Origin of the sequence: Microcystis sp. MC19 (assembly GCF_003019735.1) — a bacterium.
Classification (GTDB): Bacteria; Cyanobacteriota; Cyanobacteriia; order Cyanobacteriales; family Microcystaceae; genus Microcystis.
In genome coordinates this window covers 744,730-762,686 of the sequence record NZ_CP020664.1, presented here as the reverse complement: position 1 = coordinate 762,686, position 17,957 = coordinate 744,730, and the positions used below count along the sequence as shown (strand labels likewise).

The 17,957-nt window shown below is 40.9% G+C and carries 14 protein-coding genes and 3 pseudogenes; 3 read left to right on the top strand and 14 right to left on the bottom strand.

The genetic code is table 11. The annotated features are described in order from the left end of the window. Window positions 1-223: 223 nt before the first annotated feature. From B5D77_RS03875 to B5D77_RS03840, 7 genes and pseudogenes are all read right to left on the bottom strand, one after another. Window positions 224-483, bottom strand: a pseudogene (locus tag B5D77_RS03875) (Txe/YoeB family addiction module toxin). After that, window positions 476-736 carry a type II toxin-antitoxin system Phd/YefM family antitoxin gene (locus B5D77_RS03870; RefSeq protein ID WP_008202189.1) on the bottom strand — a complete coding sequence of 87 codons (261 nt, stop codon included), beginning with the start codon at window positions 734-736 and terminating at the stop codon, window positions 476-478. The pseudogene B5D77_RS03875 and the gene B5D77_RS03870 overlap by 8 nt, the downstream one beginning before the upstream one ends. 449 nt (window positions 737-1,185) lie before the next feature. After that, window positions 1,186-1,653, bottom strand: a complete 468-nt coding sequence (locus tag B5D77_RS03860) for a type II toxin-antitoxin system VapC family toxin (RefSeq protein ID WP_008202187.1) — start codon at window positions 1,651-1,653, stop codon at window positions 1,186-1,188. Next, window positions 1,654-1,917, bottom strand: coding sequence for a hypothetical protein (locus B5D77_RS03855; protein ID WP_002800342.1), 264 nt, complete (start codon window positions 1,915-1,917; stop codon window positions 1,654-1,656). It abuts the gene before it with no gap. A 392-nt stretch (window positions 1,918-2,309) separates the two neighbouring features. Further along, window positions 2,310-3,347, bottom strand: a complete 1,038-nt coding sequence (locus B5D77_RS03850; protein ID WP_106908317.1) for a fatty acid desaturase — start codon at window positions 3,345-3,347, stop codon at window positions 2,310-2,312. Between the two features lie 492 nt (window positions 3,348-3,839). Beyond that, entirely contained in the window at window positions 3,840-5,003 is a 1,164-nt protein-coding gene (locus B5D77_RS03845) for a pyridoxal phosphate-dependent aminotransferase (RefSeq protein ID WP_106908316.1), read from the bottom strand. A 262-nt stretch (window positions 5,004-5,265) separates the two neighbouring features. After that, window positions 5,266-7,152, bottom strand: a complete 1,887-nt coding sequence (locus B5D77_RS03840; RefSeq protein WP_254053079.1) for a DNA methyltransferase — start codon at window positions 7,150-7,152, stop codon at window positions 5,266-5,268. Between the two features lie 286 nt (window positions 7,153-7,438). Here B5D77_RS03840 and B5D77_RS03835 point away from each other — a divergent pair. Next, window positions 7,439-8,657, top strand: a pseudogene (locus tag B5D77_RS03835) (ISAs1 family transposase). Between the two features lie 19 nt (window positions 8,658-8,676). Here B5D77_RS03835 and B5D77_RS03830 read toward each other — a convergent pair. Together B5D77_RS03830 and B5D77_RS03825 are read right to left on the bottom strand one after the other, a co-directional pair. Then, window positions 8,677-9,465, bottom strand: a pseudogene (locus tag B5D77_RS03830) (type IIL restriction-modification enzyme MmeI); the annotation flags it as partial. A 217-nt stretch (window positions 9,466-9,682) separates the two neighbouring features. Beyond that, window positions 9,683-11,092, bottom strand: a complete 1,410-nt coding sequence (locus B5D77_RS03825) for an IS4 family transposase (protein WP_106909948.1) — start codon at window positions 11,090-11,092, stop codon at window positions 9,683-9,685. A gap of 320 nt (window positions 11,093-11,412) precedes the next feature. Here B5D77_RS03825 and B5D77_RS03820 point away from each other — a divergent pair, with 320 nt between their 5' ends. Next, complete coding sequence (locus tag B5D77_RS03820; protein ID WP_002750864.1) at window positions 11,413-11,880, top strand: DUF29 domain-containing protein; 468 nt, start codon at window positions 11,413-11,415, stop codon at window positions 11,878-11,880. A 290-nt stretch (window positions 11,881-12,170) separates the two neighbouring features. On the opposite strand, the gene B5D77_RS03815 is transcribed toward B5D77_RS03820, so the two are convergent. The 5 genes from B5D77_RS03815 to era all read right to left on the bottom strand — a co-directional run bounded on the left by B5D77_RS03815 (window position 12,171) and on the right by era (window position 16,874). Then, window positions 12,171-12,446 carry a MoaD/ThiS family protein gene (locus B5D77_RS03815; RefSeq protein ID WP_043999947.1) on the bottom strand — a complete coding sequence of 92 codons (276 nt, stop codon included), beginning with the start codon at window positions 12,444-12,446 and terminating at the stop codon, window positions 12,171-12,173. A gap of 107 nt (window positions 12,447-12,553) precedes the next feature. Next, complete coding sequence (gene thrC / locus B5D77_RS03810) at window positions 12,554-13,858, bottom strand: threonine synthase (protein WP_002783420.1); 1,305 nt, start codon at window positions 13,856-13,858, stop codon at window positions 12,554-12,556. Between the two features lie 621 nt (window positions 13,859-14,479). Beyond that, window positions 14,480-15,025, bottom strand: coding sequence for a 16S rRNA (guanine(966)-N(2))-methyltransferase RsmD (gene rsmD / locus B5D77_RS03805; protein WP_106908315.1), 546 nt, complete (start codon window positions 15,023-15,025; stop codon window positions 14,480-14,482). Window positions 15,026-15,028: 3 nt separating this feature from the next. Continuing rightward, window positions 15,029-15,706: a uracil-DNA glycosylase family protein gene (locus tag B5D77_RS03800; RefSeq protein ID WP_106908314.1), complete on the bottom strand. Its 678-nt coding sequence runs from the start codon at window positions 15,704-15,706 to the stop codon at window positions 15,029-15,031. A 211-nt stretch (window positions 15,707-15,917) separates the two neighbouring features. Next, window positions 15,918-16,874 carry a GTPase Era gene (gene era, locus B5D77_RS03795; RefSeq protein ID WP_106908313.1) on the bottom strand — a complete coding sequence of 319 codons (957 nt, stop codon included), beginning with the start codon at window positions 16,872-16,874 and terminating at the stop codon, window positions 15,918-15,920. 35 nt (window positions 16,875-16,909) lie between these two features. Here era and B5D77_RS03790 point away from each other — a divergent pair, with 35 nt between their 5' ends. After that, window positions 16,910-17,677 (top strand): DUF6816 family protein, encoded by a 768-nt coding sequence (locus tag B5D77_RS03790; RefSeq protein ID WP_004163583.1) that lies wholly within the window; start codon window positions 16,910-16,912, stop codon window positions 17,675-17,677. The last annotated feature ends 280 nt before the right edge of the window (window positions 17,678-17,957 follow it).

Below are 17,957 nucleotides of genomic sequence, written 5' to 3'. Positions count from 1 at the left end.
CTGGTGTCCCGTTTTTTAACTTGGCTTCTACGACTAGCATTGATTAATCCTCGACCCTGGCTAAATTAAGTATAACACAGTTTACCTACAAATAGTAGAATGAAAATCGTGCTTCGCAGTTGATATTCTGGTCGGATTTCATCCCCCGCAAAGGTGAGTATCTTGTCGAAAAATCTAGCGGGGGCATCCATCCGACATTTTAGGTAAAATAAATTAAAAGGGGTTATTCATAATGAGTCCACATCCGTATAATTTTGACAACCTTCTCTTCTGGAATAACCTGATCAACCAAACGATGCTGAATATTAATACGTCTAGAATAATAGCTCGCTAAATCACCACTGAGTTTCTCATAAACAGGATAAGATTGATAGGGATTTGACTTAAGAATATTTAATAACTCGTTAGCTTGTTTTGCCAACCCAGTACGATCCAGCTTTTCAGCATCTTTTTTCGCTTAAAAACCAACTGCCAATTATCCATTTAAAATTGCTCTGATACCCGCCTCATCCAGACAATCTTCAATGGAAGTGTTGCCACCTTCAATAATTGAATCTACCATACCAGGAATAGAATACAAATAAAGCGTTTCTTGAATAGAGTTCCAATCTTCCTCAGCAATTAAAATAGCATTCTTTTTCGTACCAGATAACAAAATCGGTTGATGATTATCATTGGTATCATTCACTAATTCATCAACTTGTTCTTTGGCCTCAGTAACAGTAACAATTTTCATGTAACTATCCCTTAAATTAACAACATAAGTAGGTGGGTGGAATTAAATATAAAATAAACGTAGGTTGGGTTGAAGCATGAAACCCAACGCCCGCATGGGTTACGCTACCGCTAACCCATCCTACAAATAATTGTGCCTACCTACTTAACCGATTCTAACACAAGTTAAGTATTGTTCAGCATCATAGCACCTTTTCTAAATATTTCTCATTCCTCCGATTAAACGACAAGGAATAAGAGGATAGCGATACTTAATTTCCTTTGGTACATTTCTAGTTGCTTCTCCAATTAGATATTTGTTTGATTCTTGGCCAATTCTGCCGATGTCATTCCCTTTGTACGTCGTTCAATTTCACTGCATCAGCTTAATTCCTTTACTCCCTTGAAGGGGATTATTTTTTCCACCTTTTTAAACTCTAAAAATTTCAGAGTTCACAGCTTATCGCTTACTTAAGATGGATAATTATTAGGATTTTCCATCAGCAATTCCTCACTGATAACAGCAACATTCAATTCATTATCTGCCGAGACAAAAGTGATAGAAGGTAAACCACTAGCTAGGCAAAGTGTATTAACAGCACAACCTACTGCTAACTGGATTGCGTCATAACCTCTTAAACCATAAGTTTCCGCTAATACCATTCCTGAATTAATTATACTTTCGGTAATTTCAATGACTTGATAATCTTTAAGCGAGTCCTTTCTCAACTGATGAACTATTGCCGCTGCATCGGTAACGCTAATACTTCCAGTGCGGGATCTTCGCGTAATAGCAGCTACAATTTCTACCTTGGCGATTGCGGCAATAAATATTTCATTATTTAAAGCATCAGTAAATAATTCCAATACCCATGCTGAACCAGTTTCGCTGATATAACGCTTGACCAAGGCACTACTATCTAAGAAATAAAGTGCCATTTAACGGCGTTCCTCAATAATCGTTTCTGAAATAGGTTTTCCCTCGATTTCAATCAATCGTCGCTCAGTTATCGGTTGAGATGAAGGACGCTTAATCTGCTTGACTAATCCAGCATCAAGAAGAGATTGGTGAAATACCGCTTGTTTCTCAGCTTCTTCTTTATCCATAAGATACTGTTGAATCTTCTGATTAAGCAGCTGAAGTTCTTTTAGCTCAAGAGTCTCAAGCTGATTCAAGATTTGAGTAAGGATTGCCTGTGTCATAATCTGCCACTTTTTTTGCTGTCTGAGTAATTAATCTTTTATAGCAAAGTTATAATTGAGCTAGTACAATAGACAGTATCATAAAAACTCACTATTTAGACCTGCTTGATCGTAAATTTTTAGATTCTAGGCGCTTAATATCCTCTTGTCAGTAGCTGTTGAAAAGCAAAATGATCAAATCCTAGAGAACAGATTAGATATTTGTTTGATTCTTGGCCAATGCTGCCGATGTCATTCCCTTTGTACGTTGTTCAATTTCACTGCATCAGCTTAATTCCTTGCCACTGAACCAAATCCAGAAAAAGACTTTATTGCTAGTTTTGGCAACTATTCTCGGTGTGAGAAGAGGAGGCAGATTTTGCTGCCTCCTCCTCCTGATGGATAAGACAGGATCAGTTTTTGCGGTAAAAAATCTTACTGCCTTGGTCACTGACAAAATGACAATTGCGGTAGGACCGCCAGAGAGATTTGAAAATCGGTTCTTTCGAGACGCGATAATAGTCTCCTAAGACGGGACGGATAGCCTCGGTTGCTTCTTGGAGATGATAGTGGGGAATAGTGATAAAAATGTGATGGGCGACGTGAGTACCAATTTGGTGATGGATGGGATTAAAGATGCCATAATCGCGATCGATGGTAGAAAGCGCCCCTTTGAGAAAGTACCAATCTTGACCGCGATACCAGGGAATATCATCTTCGGTGTGGTGTAGGAATGTCACCAGGTCCAACCAAACCACAAAGACGACATAGGGCATGATGTAGTAGTTAAACAGAAACCAAAAGCCTTGGCTGATACCCACCCCGATTAATAGACCGAACATAAAGGTACAGCAAAAGGTGCTAGTCAGTACCTGCCAGCGTTCCGAGGGGCGAAAGAGGGGGCTTTCGGGCATAAAATGGGACCCCTGTTTATTAGGGGAACGACGGAAAAGATAGAGGGGATAAACAAATAAAATTAGCTGAAAACGAGCTAATTTTTCGTACCAAGCCATATTGTTATACTGGGTTTCCGTGACGGGATACCAACTTTCATCGGTGTCGATATTGCCAGTATTAGCGTGATGGGTGCGATGACTGATGCGCCAACCGTGGAAAGGTACGAGAATGGGAGTATGACTGAGATGACCGATTAAGTTATTTAACCAACGATAACGGGAAAAGGAACCGTGACCGCAATCGTGACCGACGACAAATAAGGCCCAAAACATGGTTCCCTGCATAAACCAAAAAAGTGGGAAGAACCATGCTTGATTAATCTGGTAAGTTATCCAGTAAAGCAGGGTAATAATGCCAATATCAAAAAAAAAGTAAGCTAAAGAGCTAAAAACGCTTGATTGGAAGCAACGGGCCGGGATAGCTAGACGGATATCCTGTAGGGTAAATGGCAAAAATTCTCTTTTTAGGGCAGGTTTAGGTAGGGTTTGGGACACTAGGTTATAACTCAAGGTAGATGACAAGGGCAGTATTGACGAAGGCCTGAGTAGCTCAAGTTTTCTGTTTCTCGATGCGCTATCTTTTCTCTGTCTCAGCTAGGAGCGGATAGGACCGAGCGATCGAGCGAATTTCGTCTAACTCCCTAGAATTTTATTGTAGGGCTTAATGTAACTTAACAAAAGCCCCGATGAATTATCAATTATGAATTATGAATTATGAATTAACGCGATGTGCAACTGAAAACGACAGAATCAGGGTTCCAGAGGATACTTTATCTCTGCTGATTTCTGAGAGCCTTGTAAATCAAGACTAAAAATATAGTTGCACAGGGGGTGAATCAGGAATTATGAATTGGGGAGCAGGGAGACTACTTCGCGTGCGTTGCGGGGGAGAATAAATAAAAGCTGACGGCTGAAGGCTAATAGCTAAGTGGTTAAACCCAAAAAAAAGGGCGAACAAAATTCACCCTAACAGACACAGTAATCATCCTACAAAGTACCGATAAACTGATCAATGCGATCGAATCCTTTTTCAATCGTCTTTAGGTCTGTAGCATAGGAAAGACGAATACAATCATCAGCACCGAAAGCAATACCGGGGATAGCGGCTACTTTTTGGGTTTCTAGGAGTTTCTGACAAAAATCCCGGGATTTTAAACCAGTTTGACTAATATCGATAAACACATAAAAAGCACCGTTGGGAGTAGGACAATTGAGTCCAGGGAGCGATCGCACTCGTTCTAAAATATACTGTCGGCGCTCGCTAAAAGCTTTGACCATTTCCTCGATGCAATCTTGGGGACTCTCCAAAGCAGCGATCGCACCGTACTGGGCAAAAGTGCAGACATTAGAGGTACTATGACCTTGGATCTTAGTCATGGCCTTGACAATTTCCACCGGTCCTGCTATGTAACCGACGCGCCACCCCGTCATCGAGAAAGCTTTAGCAAAACCATTACTAACAATACTGCGCTGAAAGATTTCCGGACCAAAAGAAGCGATACTGCGGTGAATTGCGCCATCATAGAGGATTTTCTCGTAAATTTCATCGGAAACCACTAAAATATCCTTTTCAACCACAATTTTTGCTAAAGCTGCGATTTCTTCGGGAGTATAGACAATACCGGTGGGATTAGAGGGAGAATTGAGAACAAATAATTTAGTTTTCGGTGTAATTGCCGCTTCTAGCTGTTCGGGGGTGATTTTATAGTGATTCTCTAGGCTAGTGTTCACTATAACCGATGTTCCTCCCGCTAACGTCACCATTTCAGGATAACTCAACCAGTAGGGTGCGGGAATAATTACTTCGTCCCCCGCTTCAATTAACGCCATGATTAGATTATAGAGAGACTGTTTACCGCCATTGGTAACGATGATATTATCGGCATTGTATGCTAGTTGATTATCCCGCAGCAATTTCTCAGCGATGGCTTTTCTTAACCCCGGTTCTCCGGCAGCCGGTCCGTAGCGAGTTTTTCCCTCATCGAGGGCCTTTTTCGCGGCAGCTTTGATGTGAATGGGTGTGTCGAAATCTGGCTCCCCGGCGCTAAAACTACAGACATCTTCGCCGTTTTTCTTCATTTCCTTGGCCAGAGAGTCGATAGCTAGGGTAAGGGAGGGGGTGACTTGATTGACTCGTGACGCTAGTTTCATAGTATTTTACCCTGACAGGGCTTTTCTGATGACCTACACAACCTTTAGTATTGTCCATCACCTCGATTGTTCTGGGTGTTTTTTTATATAATCTCCGGAATTGCGGCGCTTAGGGATGGGTGTGGGGTGTGGGAATTATGAATTATGAATTATGAATTATGAAGTGGGGAGTGGGGAGAACAAAGCTGCCTCCTGTCTCCTGCCGAAGTCTGCCTTTTGCCTCCTGCCTCCTGCCTCGGAGTCTCGGAGTCTCCTGTCTTCGTTATTGAGGATTTTTTCTTTTCGAGGGTTTTTGTTTGCTGGTAGGGAGTAGGGGAGCGGTTAATTTTTCGTAGAGTTCAAAGAGGTATTCAATACGGTTTAATTCACTGGTGAAAGGTTGGGGACGATAACACAAATCAACGGCTTTGTCAAGTTTTTGGTGAGCTTTGAGCAAGTCCGGAGGCATGGTTAAAGGATCGTATAAATCCGCAAGGCTACTATCAGGATATTTTACCCTTGTATCTAGCACAGTTTGAGCGCAAGTTTCAACGGTTTGTTTTTGTTTGTCGGTAATATTTTCTGGAAAGGGGTAGTTATTATAAACGATGGTGTTTGAATAACGGTAATCACTTTTTAATCGTCCGCAAACATATTTAACCCATGTCATGTGCATTGCTGAAGTAAGAATACCAAATAAATATAAATCAGCACTGGCAACAAAGAGACAACTATCACTAGCAATATAATCTGGACTAAAGAAACCAAATGGAATATATTTTCTATTCTCTGAAGAATGACGCGGTATTAGAATATAGCTAGTTTTTGGCTGTCTATTTTCAGTAAATAATGTTGGGAACTGCGACCATTTAATTGTCGCAACCTTAGAACTAGCCAAACGCATTTCTTTAACAGCTTCTACTCTCTTTAATAATAGGGGCAACTGCTTTAATTCTTTAGGCTGTATTTCTGTTAACCAAAAACACCAGCGTCTTTTATTATTCAGAAACTCATCAGCAGAAATAAAAGGCTTAATAAATTTTTCTCCTGCGGGTTCTTGTCGAATATACTGTTCTTTTTCCTCGTCATTCATCAGAAGATTACCACCATCTGTAGGTTGGCTGCCTTTGATCATTTCAGGCACGTTACAAATGGGTTTTATTTTCTTTAAAATGATTAAATCATTTCCTTCTGTCAGGTAAGGATTAATATTTTTAACCCTTCTCTCTGTCGGTTCTCCTTTAATATCAGCATAATCAAAAATACGTTTATTGTCAATATCTTCTAGCCCAAAACCAATAATAACACAATGAACTGCGGCGTTTCCTTTTGCTTCATTGCTCCAGCTAAAAGTTCGATGGGCAAAATGAATTTTTATTTTATATTTTTGATAAAGCTCTTGCCAAAGAACACCAACTTGTTCACCCTGAGAAATAGAATTTGTACTAACTAAAGCGCAACGAATTAAACTATTTTGAATAAATTCAGACGCTTTAATATACCATGCGGTCACATAATCTAAAACACCTGCTCCTTTAATGTCCCCTAAAACATGATTCATGTCAGCCTTTTGGTCAGCATTTTGTAACTGTTTCCCCACAAAAGGAGGATTACCTAAAATAAAATTGAGCTTCTCTTTTGATATAAGTTCCTCCCAATCAATCCGTAAGGCATTTCCATGAACAATCTTTGCCGCTTTCTTTAATGGTAAACGCACAAAATACTGACCAAAAGTATTACTAACCTTAACATTCATCTGATGATCAATTAACCACATTGCCACCTCTGCCACCCTCACCGCAAACTCATCGTATTCAATACCAGCAAACTGATTCACATCCACCTGAATAATGGTACTAATATCTGTTACTAACTGCCCCGTTTTATCTAATTTATCTAACTCCTGTAATACCAAAATCTCTAAATCTCGTAACTCCCGATAGGTAATAATTAAAAAGTTGCCGCAACCACAGGCAGGATCGAGAAAATATAAATTAGCAATCTTTTTCTGAAATTCTAGTAATTTATTGCGATTGCCTTTAATCTTCTCAAATTCCCTGTGTAAATCATCTAAAAATAATGGTTTAATCACCTTTTGAATGTTCTTCTCGGAGGTATAATGCGCCCCTAAATTGCGTCGCTCTTTTGGATTCATTACCGCTTGAAACATAGAGCCAAAAATAGCAGGGGAAATTTTTCCCCAATCAAAAGCACAAGCTTCTAATAACATGACTCGCATCTTGCTATCAAAAGCCGCTAAGGGTAATGACTCCCAGGGTAAGCTCATCTAATTTGGTATAAATTGTACTTGACAAAGATTTCTGAATAGGGTAATCAAATCGCCATAGCACCGTCCCGCACTGCCAGTACCCAGACTTAGCCGCTGCTACCTCTGTATAATTTATAATTAGCCTTAGTCTCACTGTTGTTGATGAAAATTAATGAGGAAATAGCTCATGGGTAAAGGTTTTGCTCCCGTTCTCCCCACCGGAAATAAAGCTCAACTAAAACCTGAGCTTCCTTTAACATCAATAAATGAAATTCAAGCTAGTTTATTGACTTATCTTCAAGATATTCCTGACCCAAGAGCGTCCCGAACCCAAAAACATTTATTAACTGATATTTTAGTCATTGCTGTTTTAGCAGTTATAGCAGGAGCCAAAGGTTGGGAAGACATGGAAAATTATGGACTCAGTAAGCAGTCTTGGTTATCTGAGTTTTTAGAATTACCTAATGGCATTCCTTCTGATGACACTTTTCGGCGGGTTTTTGAACGGATTAACCCGGAAGTTTTGGACAAAGTTTTGTCTCAATGGCTGCCCCATTTAATCGGTTCTCTTTCGGGGGAAATAGTTCCCATAGACGGGAAAAGTCTCAGAGGTTCTTACGACCGTAATCAAGGAATTAAAGCCTTGCATTTAGTGACGGCTTGGGCGGGGGAGCAGAAATTAGTTTTAGGACAAGTCAAGGTGGAAGATAAATCCAATGAGATTACTGCTATTCCCGCTTTACTAGAACTGTTAGACCTTCAAGGGGCAATTATCACCCTAGATGCTATGGGAACTCAAACGGCGATTATTAATCATATTCAAGCCAAAAAAGCTGACTACGTTGTCGCCCTTAAAGCTAATCATCCGACTCTTTATACTCAGGTCAAAAACTGGTTTGAGCAAGCTCAAGCACATCAATTTGATGGTATTCAATTTAGTTATGATTACCGTCTGGAAAAAGGTCATCATCGCCTCGAAAAACGTTGGTGTTGGGCTGTACCTTTAGAAGCTTTCGGCGGTCTTTATCAACAGGCTCAATGGCAAGGACTTCAAAGTATTATCATGGTTAAACGAGTTCGTCATCTTTGGAATAAAACCACTTGTGAAGTCCAATTTTATCTCAGTTCTCTCCCTGCTGATGCTCAAAAAATAGGTAATGCTATTCGTAAACATTGGGGCATTGAAAATCAGGCTCATTGGATTTTAGATGTTACTTTTAATGAGGATCAATGTCGGATTCGCTCTGGTCACAGCCCTCGTAATGGGAGCCTTCTTGAGACGAGTAGCACTTAACGCTCTTAACCAGGAATCCACTTACCGACGTAGTCTGGCACAAAAAAGTAAACGGGCGGCCATGGATAATAACTATATGATGGCTGTGCTGAAAGCCTTTTGTCAAGCCTAATTGAGATGCTCTTACCCTGTAATGACTCCTCGAATAACTTGCCATTTATGTAGGGAAATTGAGTTAAATTCTCATCGAGATTTTTTAATCTTTTTTCTTCTGGTGTATTCAGAACCTGAAAAATATAAGCGATGTGCATCGCCAAATCACTGCCATCTTCTTTGGTATGTAGATCAATATATTCCCAGAAAATCCCCTTATTAAAAATACCCGTATCATCGGCAAATAAACAAAATAATAAACGCACTAGATAAACTTCCAAATCATGCCCCATATAACCAATTTCTTTGAGGCAATCATGAAGTTTTCCCATTAACTCGGCTGCTTGAATATTGACGGGATCTTCGTCTTTATAAACTCGCTTTTCGTAACCAGCAATAAAATCAAATAAATGAACGTAATCAACAAAATTACTTAATTCAAATTCCTGGGGAGATTGATTGCCCGAATCTAAATCATATAATTTAAACCGTTGAAAATCCGAGACTAAAATATAACGCGGTAACTCATGTTCCTTTAAATTGGGGAAATAATCCTTAGCCTGTTGTGTGGCTTTTTCTAAATCTTTACCCTTCGATTTATGCTCAACTAAAATCGTTCCTTTCCAGAGTAAATCAATAAAACCCTGTTTATTATCTGCTTTTTTTATCGGTTGCTCAAAACTGGCTACCCTACGCCGTGAAATGCCAAAGACATTAAAAAAATCATTCCAAAAAGATTGAGATTCTGCTTTTTCTGAAGTCTCTCCTTCCCACTCTTTTTGAAAAGCGATGGCGCGATTTTTTATTTCATTCCAACTTAAAGGCATAGTTTTAACTCCTTATCTTTTGCGGGTTTGCTCAAAGATAGTAGAAAATGGTGTAGGGAGCCAGATGCAGTCAGCAAGGGATACAGATAAGTAGCTGGTTATAATTAAATTGAAGATAAATTTTAGGTTCGATCCCCCCTGCCCCCCTTGATCTATCCATTAGTCACATCTTTCTTAACATAAAATTTGACAAAAAGAGAAAAGTGTGCCAGATGGCTCAAGGGGGTTCTATGGGGGAACTAATTTGATGAGACAGTTTCCAAGTCTCGCTGATATCATGTAACCTTCGCAGTCCCAACCAAATAGTTTTAACACCTGGTTCACCGTCACCTTTTCTACCTAAAAACCCCCCAAGAGAAGCAATCATTCTGACCGCTTCTCGAAAGGAGGGCGGCTTTTTAGGTGGCGGACTCTTTTTATGAATAGTGGCACACAAAGATTGCCATTCATGTTCTTCCAAAAAACTTTCACAACTCTCCTCTCCGTGTAAGCGTGCTTGATAGGTTAACCAAAGTAATCTCCAAGCTACAATTGAATAGGTAGCTAAGGCCATCTCAATTCTCCGACCCGTTTCTAATTGCAGTTTTTCTAATCCACAACCACTTTTTAAAACAAAATGATAGCGTTCTATTAACCAGCGATAACTATACCAGCGCACACAGGTTATCGCTGATTCAAAGCTACTAATGTCTAGGCTAGTTAAGAGGAGCCAACTGATAGGATTAACTCCAGGACGCGGATTTTCTTCTTCAGCTAAAATTACCTGTAATTTGACCGGTTGACGAGGGTTCGCTTTCGAGTGATGCTTAGGTACTTGTATTTCAAAACTGGCAAATCTAACTGTTAGTTTAGCTAGTCTAGCCTCGTGATTAGGATTGCGTTTTACTTGCACATCTAGGCTACCACAGGCTTTTATTTCTCTGATGGATTGATGTAAATATTTAGTCTCTGGATGCCCTGACCTTTGCTTGTCTTCGAGATAGTTAACTTTTCGGTTATGAGTTCCTCGAATTAATAAATGAGAGTTAGGATTTCTTGACTGGGCAAATAAATCAAATATGTCTGCCTCAGAATCTCCGATTGTTACTACTTGAATTTCTTCGGGTATTTGTTGTTGTGTTTCTGACAAAGAATCTAACCATCTTTGACTTTCTTTTTCTTGAGTTTCTCTTTTTTTTCTTTGCTTGGCAATCCCTAAATTCTTTTCTTCTCTTGCCCAGACATATTGATTAATCAGTCCTAAAGGTACTCCTTGCGCTGAGACTCCTAAGGTGGTATGAACTTTGAGACCAAAGGATGTTTTACAATCTAGATAACCCATTCCTTTTTTGGCTTTTTGCGTCGTAAAGTCTAAACTTGTTGTGTCTTGCACTGCCAAAACTATTGGATGTTCTTTGATTCTTTCTACTGTACTTTTAGCTTGGGCGGCAATTATATCTGAGGGGTGAAAATAGGGGGAATTCCAAAAGTCGTAGGTGGCACTGGCGGCGGCTAGATTTCCCGAAGCTTGTGGCACACTTGTACTAGGTTGGCTGGCCAAGTTTTCTACGATACTGATTAACCTTTTCTTTCTTCTGGTGTCCCCTAGGTCTGCATACTGTAATTCTTGGGCTGCCCATTTCTCCATTTTTTTGCTTACCTCCACCTTAATTCCTTCTTTCAAAACTATACCTATCAATCGTTTCCCCTTTTTTTAAGTTTCTTCTCTTTTTGTTAAGAAAGATCTGACTAATGGATAGCCCCCTTGATAAGGGGGGTGCCGATAGGCGGGGGGATCTCCCCTTAATAAGGGGGGCATCTGATAATTTTTAACGCCTACCTACTTAGTTTCAATTTTAGGTGATTTTTTGGTAAACTACAAGGGAAGCTAGAAATTAGTAACGCCTTGAGAATTGTAGCCGCTTAGTTATCAATCTAGTTATTGACTCGAAGGAACAACTTATCGCTATGTCCAAAACTCTCTACGAACAAGATTTTCAAGTATGGCTCGCAACAACAATTAGCCACCTACAGAAGCGGGAATTTGCTGCGCTGGATACTGATAACTTAATTGAGGAGTTAACCGAGTTGGGAAAATCGGAAAAAAGAACTTTAGAAAGTAATTTGATGATTCTTTTGGCTCATTTGCTCAAATTAAAAGTACAGCACGACGCACCGCCATCAATGAAGGATAGCTGGTATTGTTCTATTATTGAGCATCGCCAGCGAATTGAGAAAAACTTACGCAATACGCCTTCCCTGAAATCCTATCTAGAAACTGCCATTGAGGAAGCTTATCCAGATGCTCGTCAAGTGGCAATTAAGGAAGGGAAACTCGCTCAATTTGGTGTTCGGATTCCCCCAGAAAATGATTATCCTCAAATTTGTCCTTTCTTGCCAGAGCAAATCTTAGATGAGAACTTCTATGGCAATTGACCAAATGTGTCTCAGCTTATAAGTAGGTGGGTGGAATTAAATATAAAATGAACGTAGGTTGGGTTGAAGCATGAAACCCAACGCCCGCATGGGTTACGCTACCGCTAACCCATCCTACAAATAATTGTGCCTACCTACTTAATAATATGAACAACCACAAAGGCACAAAGGACACAAAGATTAGGTTTTTCTGGCAACCCTAACTAAAACTTACCTGAACAAAAGCCCCCAGAAAACATCACTTTCTAGGGGTTTAATTACAATTGACGGAAAACAAACTTATGGGGAGGTTAACCTCCAGCCACCGCAGGAACGATACTGACTTCATCGCCATCTTTTAAGGGGGTTTTTGTCCCATCGAGGAAGCGAATATCTTCACTGTTGACGTAGAAATTTAAAAAGCGCCGGGGTGCGCCCTCTTCATCGCATAAGCGGGCCTTAATACCGGGGAAACTTGCTTCTAAGGATTCGATTAAATCACCGACATTACTAGCACTACACTCGACGGTAGCCTTATTTTTTGTAAGTTGTTGCAGGGGAGTAGGAACGAGAACTTTTACAGCCATAGATATTAAAGGAAAAAGTGGAAAGGACAGTAAGCTGCGCGCGAATTTAAATTGCTTGTGGAGATGAGGCAAGAGGATAATTGCCCCATCATCCCTGAACATCAATTCTAGACGAGAACCTGTTGCCATTCGAGGCGTTCGAGGGTGCGGGAACGTTCCAGGGCCCGTTCAAAACTTTCTAATTTCGGTTCGATTAACAGGGGTTCACCGATATAACCCTGTACCGCTTCTTGGGTTTTTAGACCATTACCGGTGATATAAACGACCGTGGTTTCTTCGGGGTCGATTTTACCCGCTTCTACTAATTTTTTCAAGACAGCGATAGTTGTACCGCCTGCGGTTTCTGTGAAAATGCCCTCCGTTTCTGCCAAAAGTTTAATACCTTCGATAATTTCGGCATCGGTGACGGATTCAATATTACCGCCAGTTTTACGGGCAATATCAAGGGCATAAACACCATCGGCGGGATTACCAATAGCGATCGATTTGGCGATAGTATTGGGTTTAACTGGGGCGACAAAATCCCGTCCTTCCTTGAAAGCTTGGGCAATGGGGGAACAACCCTCCGCTTGAGCGCCACTAAAACGCACTGCTTTATCTGCCACCAAACCGACTTTGACGAATTCTTGGAAGCCTTTATAAATCTTGGTAAAGAGGGAACCACTGGCTAAAGGTGCGACAATATGGTCGGGGAGTTTCCAGCCTAATTGTTCAGCCACTTCAAAGCCTAAAGTTTTGGAACCTTCGGAATAGTAGGGGCGCAGATTGATGTTGACAAAACCCCAACCGTAGGTATTGCCCACTTCTGAACAGAGACGGTTAACCTGATCGTAATTGCCTTTAACTGCCATGACCGTGGGATTATAGATTAGGGTGCCGAGAATTTTGCCCGCTTCTAAATCGGAGGGAATGAAAACACAACAGTCTAAACCGGCGTGAGCGGCAATAGCGGCGGTGGAATTGGCGAGATTTCCCGTACTAGCACAGGAAACGGTAGTAAAACCTAATTCTTTGGCCCGGGTAAGGGCGACGGATACCACTCTATCTTTGAAGCTGAGAGTGGGCATATTGACGGCATCATTTTTAATGTAGAGATTTTTTAGACCCAAGCGCCGAGCTAAACGGTGGGATTTAACTAGGGGAGTCATACCCGTACCCACATCGATAGGATTTTCACTTTCCACCGGCAAAAAGGAACGATAGCGCCAGATGGAATTGGGACCTGCTTGAATGCTTTCTCTGGTAACGGTGCGACGGATGAGGTCGTAATCGTAGTCCACTTCTAGGGGGGCAAAGGTTTCTTCGCAGATATTCAGCGCTTTCAGGGGGTAGGAGGTCCCTCCTTCCTTAGAAACCAAGCGGGTAAAGGTGGGGATGAATTTTGAGGTTTCGATGTTTGTCGCTAGGGTCATGATTTTCCTGTCTTGCCGTCAACTGAATCTACACACATCCTATCACCGGCAAAATCTTGGTGTCAAATATACCCGACAAAAATAGTCGGGTATAAATTTATACAAAAACTAGGGGATAATCTGGGGAGCAGCAAGGGTTAAGTGGAGATGGTTGGGCTGCCGTGTCAGAAAACTTCGGTGTAGTTTCAGGTCAAAACAAGAACTAGGAAAAGGGATTTAAGTTTTTTAGGAGGTTACAGCCTATTTACTGCTAATTTTATCGAAATAAACCCTAATTTTTCTTTAAGTAGGTAGGCACAATTATTTGTAGGATGGGTTAGCGGTAGCGTAACCCATGCGGGCGTTGGGTTTCATGCTTCAACCCAACCTACGTTCATTTTATATTTAATTCCACCCACCTACTTAAATAGCCTAAAAAGGGGGGCGATTAACTGCGGTTGTCAGAAAGTTTCTCGCTTTACTCAGGATAATTGTCAAGAAAAGTGACAAATTATGTGATTTTGTTGAGAAATAATAATTTTTTCTGGACTGCCAAATAAAGTTGACCATTTTCGGCGGTCGGCAGGAGATTATTTTTATTTATTCTCCCTTCTCCCCACTTCATAATTCATAATTCATAATTCATAATTCATCTGTTTTTTGATAAAAAGTTAAGGTAGTATTGCCGTAGTGTTTTTGACGACAAATGGTTAAACCTTCTAGATTAATTGCTGGCCAAGATTTGGGATTGTGTTCCACGGCAATTTCCCCCAGAGAATCTAATAAATTAGATTGAGAGATGGCAGTTAGTACCGGTAAATATAAACCGCTTTCGTAGGGAGGGTCAAAATAAATTAAATCAAAACTTTTCCCCGCTAAAGTGGCTAACTTTGTCCGTACATCTCCCCGAATTACTTGAAATTGCTGGTGAGAAGTTGCTAAATTGCGCCAATTTTCCTTGATAATTTCGCCAGCGCGTCCTGATTGTTCAATTCCGATTACTAGACTCGCACCTCGACATAAAGCTTCCGCACCCATGGAACCATTACCCGCACAAAGATCCAACCAACGACAGCCGGATAATTTCTGTTGCCAGATATTAAATAAAGCTTCTCGCACCCTTGCTGTCGTCGGACGGGTTAATTGTCCTGCTAGGGTTTTTATGGGACGATTGCCGTAAATTCTCATCGGTTAAAAGGCAAATTCAGTTAATCTTTTTTGTAATAAATCAGGAAAAAGAGCATAGTATCTTTGATTGAGAGGAGAGGGATGGGGGAGAGGTAATAAAGTCACTTTCTTTTGCTGTTTTAATCCATCTTCATCGGTAGCGGTAAGGGTAACTAGCAGTTTTTTGGTAAAGCGTTCTTTATCAAGATAGAATTTATCTACTTCTTTGGGTTTACCGTAGGGTTCAAACCATTTAAAAGCTTCCGTGCCAAGGGGAATGATATGATCACCTTGCCAATAAAAAACGAGCAGTTTTTCTATAAATGGACGAAAACGATCTTTCACTTCCCCAGAATAAGCTTTATTACCCGGCGGTTTGTAGGGAACTGTATTAGTTAGGAAAATTCGATCGCACACCGATAATAACTCTTGACGATCATGAGATTTTCTCCCCTGCCAAGCTTGAAAAAATCCCTCTCTTACCATTCTACCGGCAGCCCCGATCAAAGGTTGTCCTGCATACACTTCATCTCGTCCTAAATCCCGGCCAAAAAAGCATAACTGACTAGCAAGATTACCAGCATACAAAACTGGTTCAAGGGGGTCTTTTTTTGCCTCTTGGTAAATTAGGGTATCGATGGGAAAATCCTCTTTTTTTGCCTCTTGGTGTACCTGTTTAATTAGGTTTGTAATATCGGCCATTATTCCAGAAATCAGTTATTAGTGGTTCTCCATTCTACTACAAAAGTGAAAATTATCAGCCGTCAGTCTTCAGAAGTCGGTCTTCAGAAGTCGGTCTTCAGAAGTCAGGAGATTATTTTTATTTTTTCTCCCCACTTCATAATTCATAATTCCCTCTTCCCGCTCACCAATTCATAATTGATAATTCATAATTCATAATTCCCCGCTCCCTTCACTCCTCGGTGCGATAGCCAAATTCTGCTAAAAGTGAGCGAGATTGTCGCCATTTCGGTTCTACCTTCACAAATAATTTTAAATATACCTCCCCAGCGATTAACTTTTGAATAGCCGGACGAGCGGAAGCGCCGATCGCTTTTAACATACTGGCATTTTTACCGATGACGATCCCTTTTTGGGAAGCTCGTTCCACGTTAATGGCGGCAAAAACCTTGGTTAAAGCGGGAGTTTCCTCGACGCGTTCAATCACCACCGCCACAGAATGGGGAACTTCCTGACGAGTTTGCAGTAAAATCTGTTCGCGGATTAATTCGCCCATAATAAACCTTTCCGGTTGATCGGTGACTAAATCGGGGGGATAGTAATAGGGACCGACTTCGAGGGAATCAATTAACAGATTTTGCAGTTCTAGGATTCCTGTCCCCTCCAGTGCCGAAAACTTGAGCAGAGGCCAGTTATTTTCCGCCGCTAAGGTGCGATAACTATCGTCGAGAGGCTCCGGGGCTTCCGGTTGCTGATCGGCTTTATTTAGCCCTAAAATCGTGGGGGTTTGGTTTTTAGTCAGTAAATCGGCAATGTAGCGATCGCCCCTGCCCAAAAAATTGCTACTATCGACAACAAATAAAACTAAATCTACAGAATTTATGGCGTTTTCAGCATTTTTAACTAAAACTTTGCCCAATTCGTGATGGGGCTTGTGAATGCCGGGGGTATCGACAAAAATCATCTGGGAGCGCTCGTCGGTGACAATGCCGCGCAAACGGTTGCGGGTAGTTTGAGCGATGGGGGAAGTAATGGCGATTTTTTGTCCCACTAATTGATTCATCAGGGTGGATTTGCCCACATTAGGACGACCAATAATGCCAATAAAACCGGATTTAAAACCAGTGGGTGGGATGGGAATTACTGCCGAATCGAGATTAAATGCTTGGGAGTTGATAAAATCGTTCATAATTAAAGAATATTACTTAAAAAAGGTTTTTACCCATGCAAAGGATAATTTTGTTCTTGTTAGTATTAATTCTAGGCTGTAGTAACCATTTAGAATTGTCTATAGCGGGAAATTTAAGCGATCGCTTAACTAATTATCCTCGCTGGATGACTAAACCAGTGGTTAGTTTTGCCAGTGGAGATTTAGTTTATCCCGATTGGATGGTAGGCAATTGGACTGTCACCAGTACCCTAATCGATTTAACCGCTCCTCTTTCTCCCCAGATTATCACACCCGGTTTTGAAAGTAATCGTCGTTACCTAGAAAAATCGATCGAGTTTCCAGTGAGATTCATCGAGAAAGCTATTTCCAGACCGATAAATGCTGCCTTTTTATCCACCATTATCAGTAAACCATCAATTGTGGCCGATCGATCCTTTAATGGTTTAGCAATTAGTCGCGCCTATTTAGGTAATCAATCGGTTTTATCGGTAAAAACTGACCCTAATAATCCCAATCGTCAGATTACCTTTTTACGCGGCGCTCATCAACTAATTTCCACCGTAATTGCCAGAAATAGCGAAACTCCTAGCCAAAATCAATTTATTGCCACAGAAATTAGTCAACAAATTTTCCGGGGAGAAACCAATACTTATCTTAATGAGGTGGAAACCACCACCGCCTATCAGTTATTATCTCCTAATAAAATTCTAGGCGATCAGGTGACAGCCATTTATCTTTCCCCCCAATCGCCGGATTTTTTCCAAGCGCCGAATCGTCCTGTGGCTTTGTATCGTTATCGCTTAGAATTGCTGAAAGATTAATATCACCAGTGGTTAAACTCTGCTGAAACTGGCGCAGTCTTTCCCCATCCTGTTGAAAAAGTATAGGGAGATCCTTTTAGTGATCAGTAAACAGCAATCAGTAATCAGTGGGGGGTTGGGGAGCAGGGAGAAGGGGAATTATGAATTATGAATTATGAATTGGGGAGCAGGGAGAGGGGGAGAAGAAATAAAAGCTGACTCCTGACTCCTGACTCCTGACTCCTGACTCCTGACTCCTGAATACTGAATACTGATAGGACAATGACCTTGCAATCAAAAG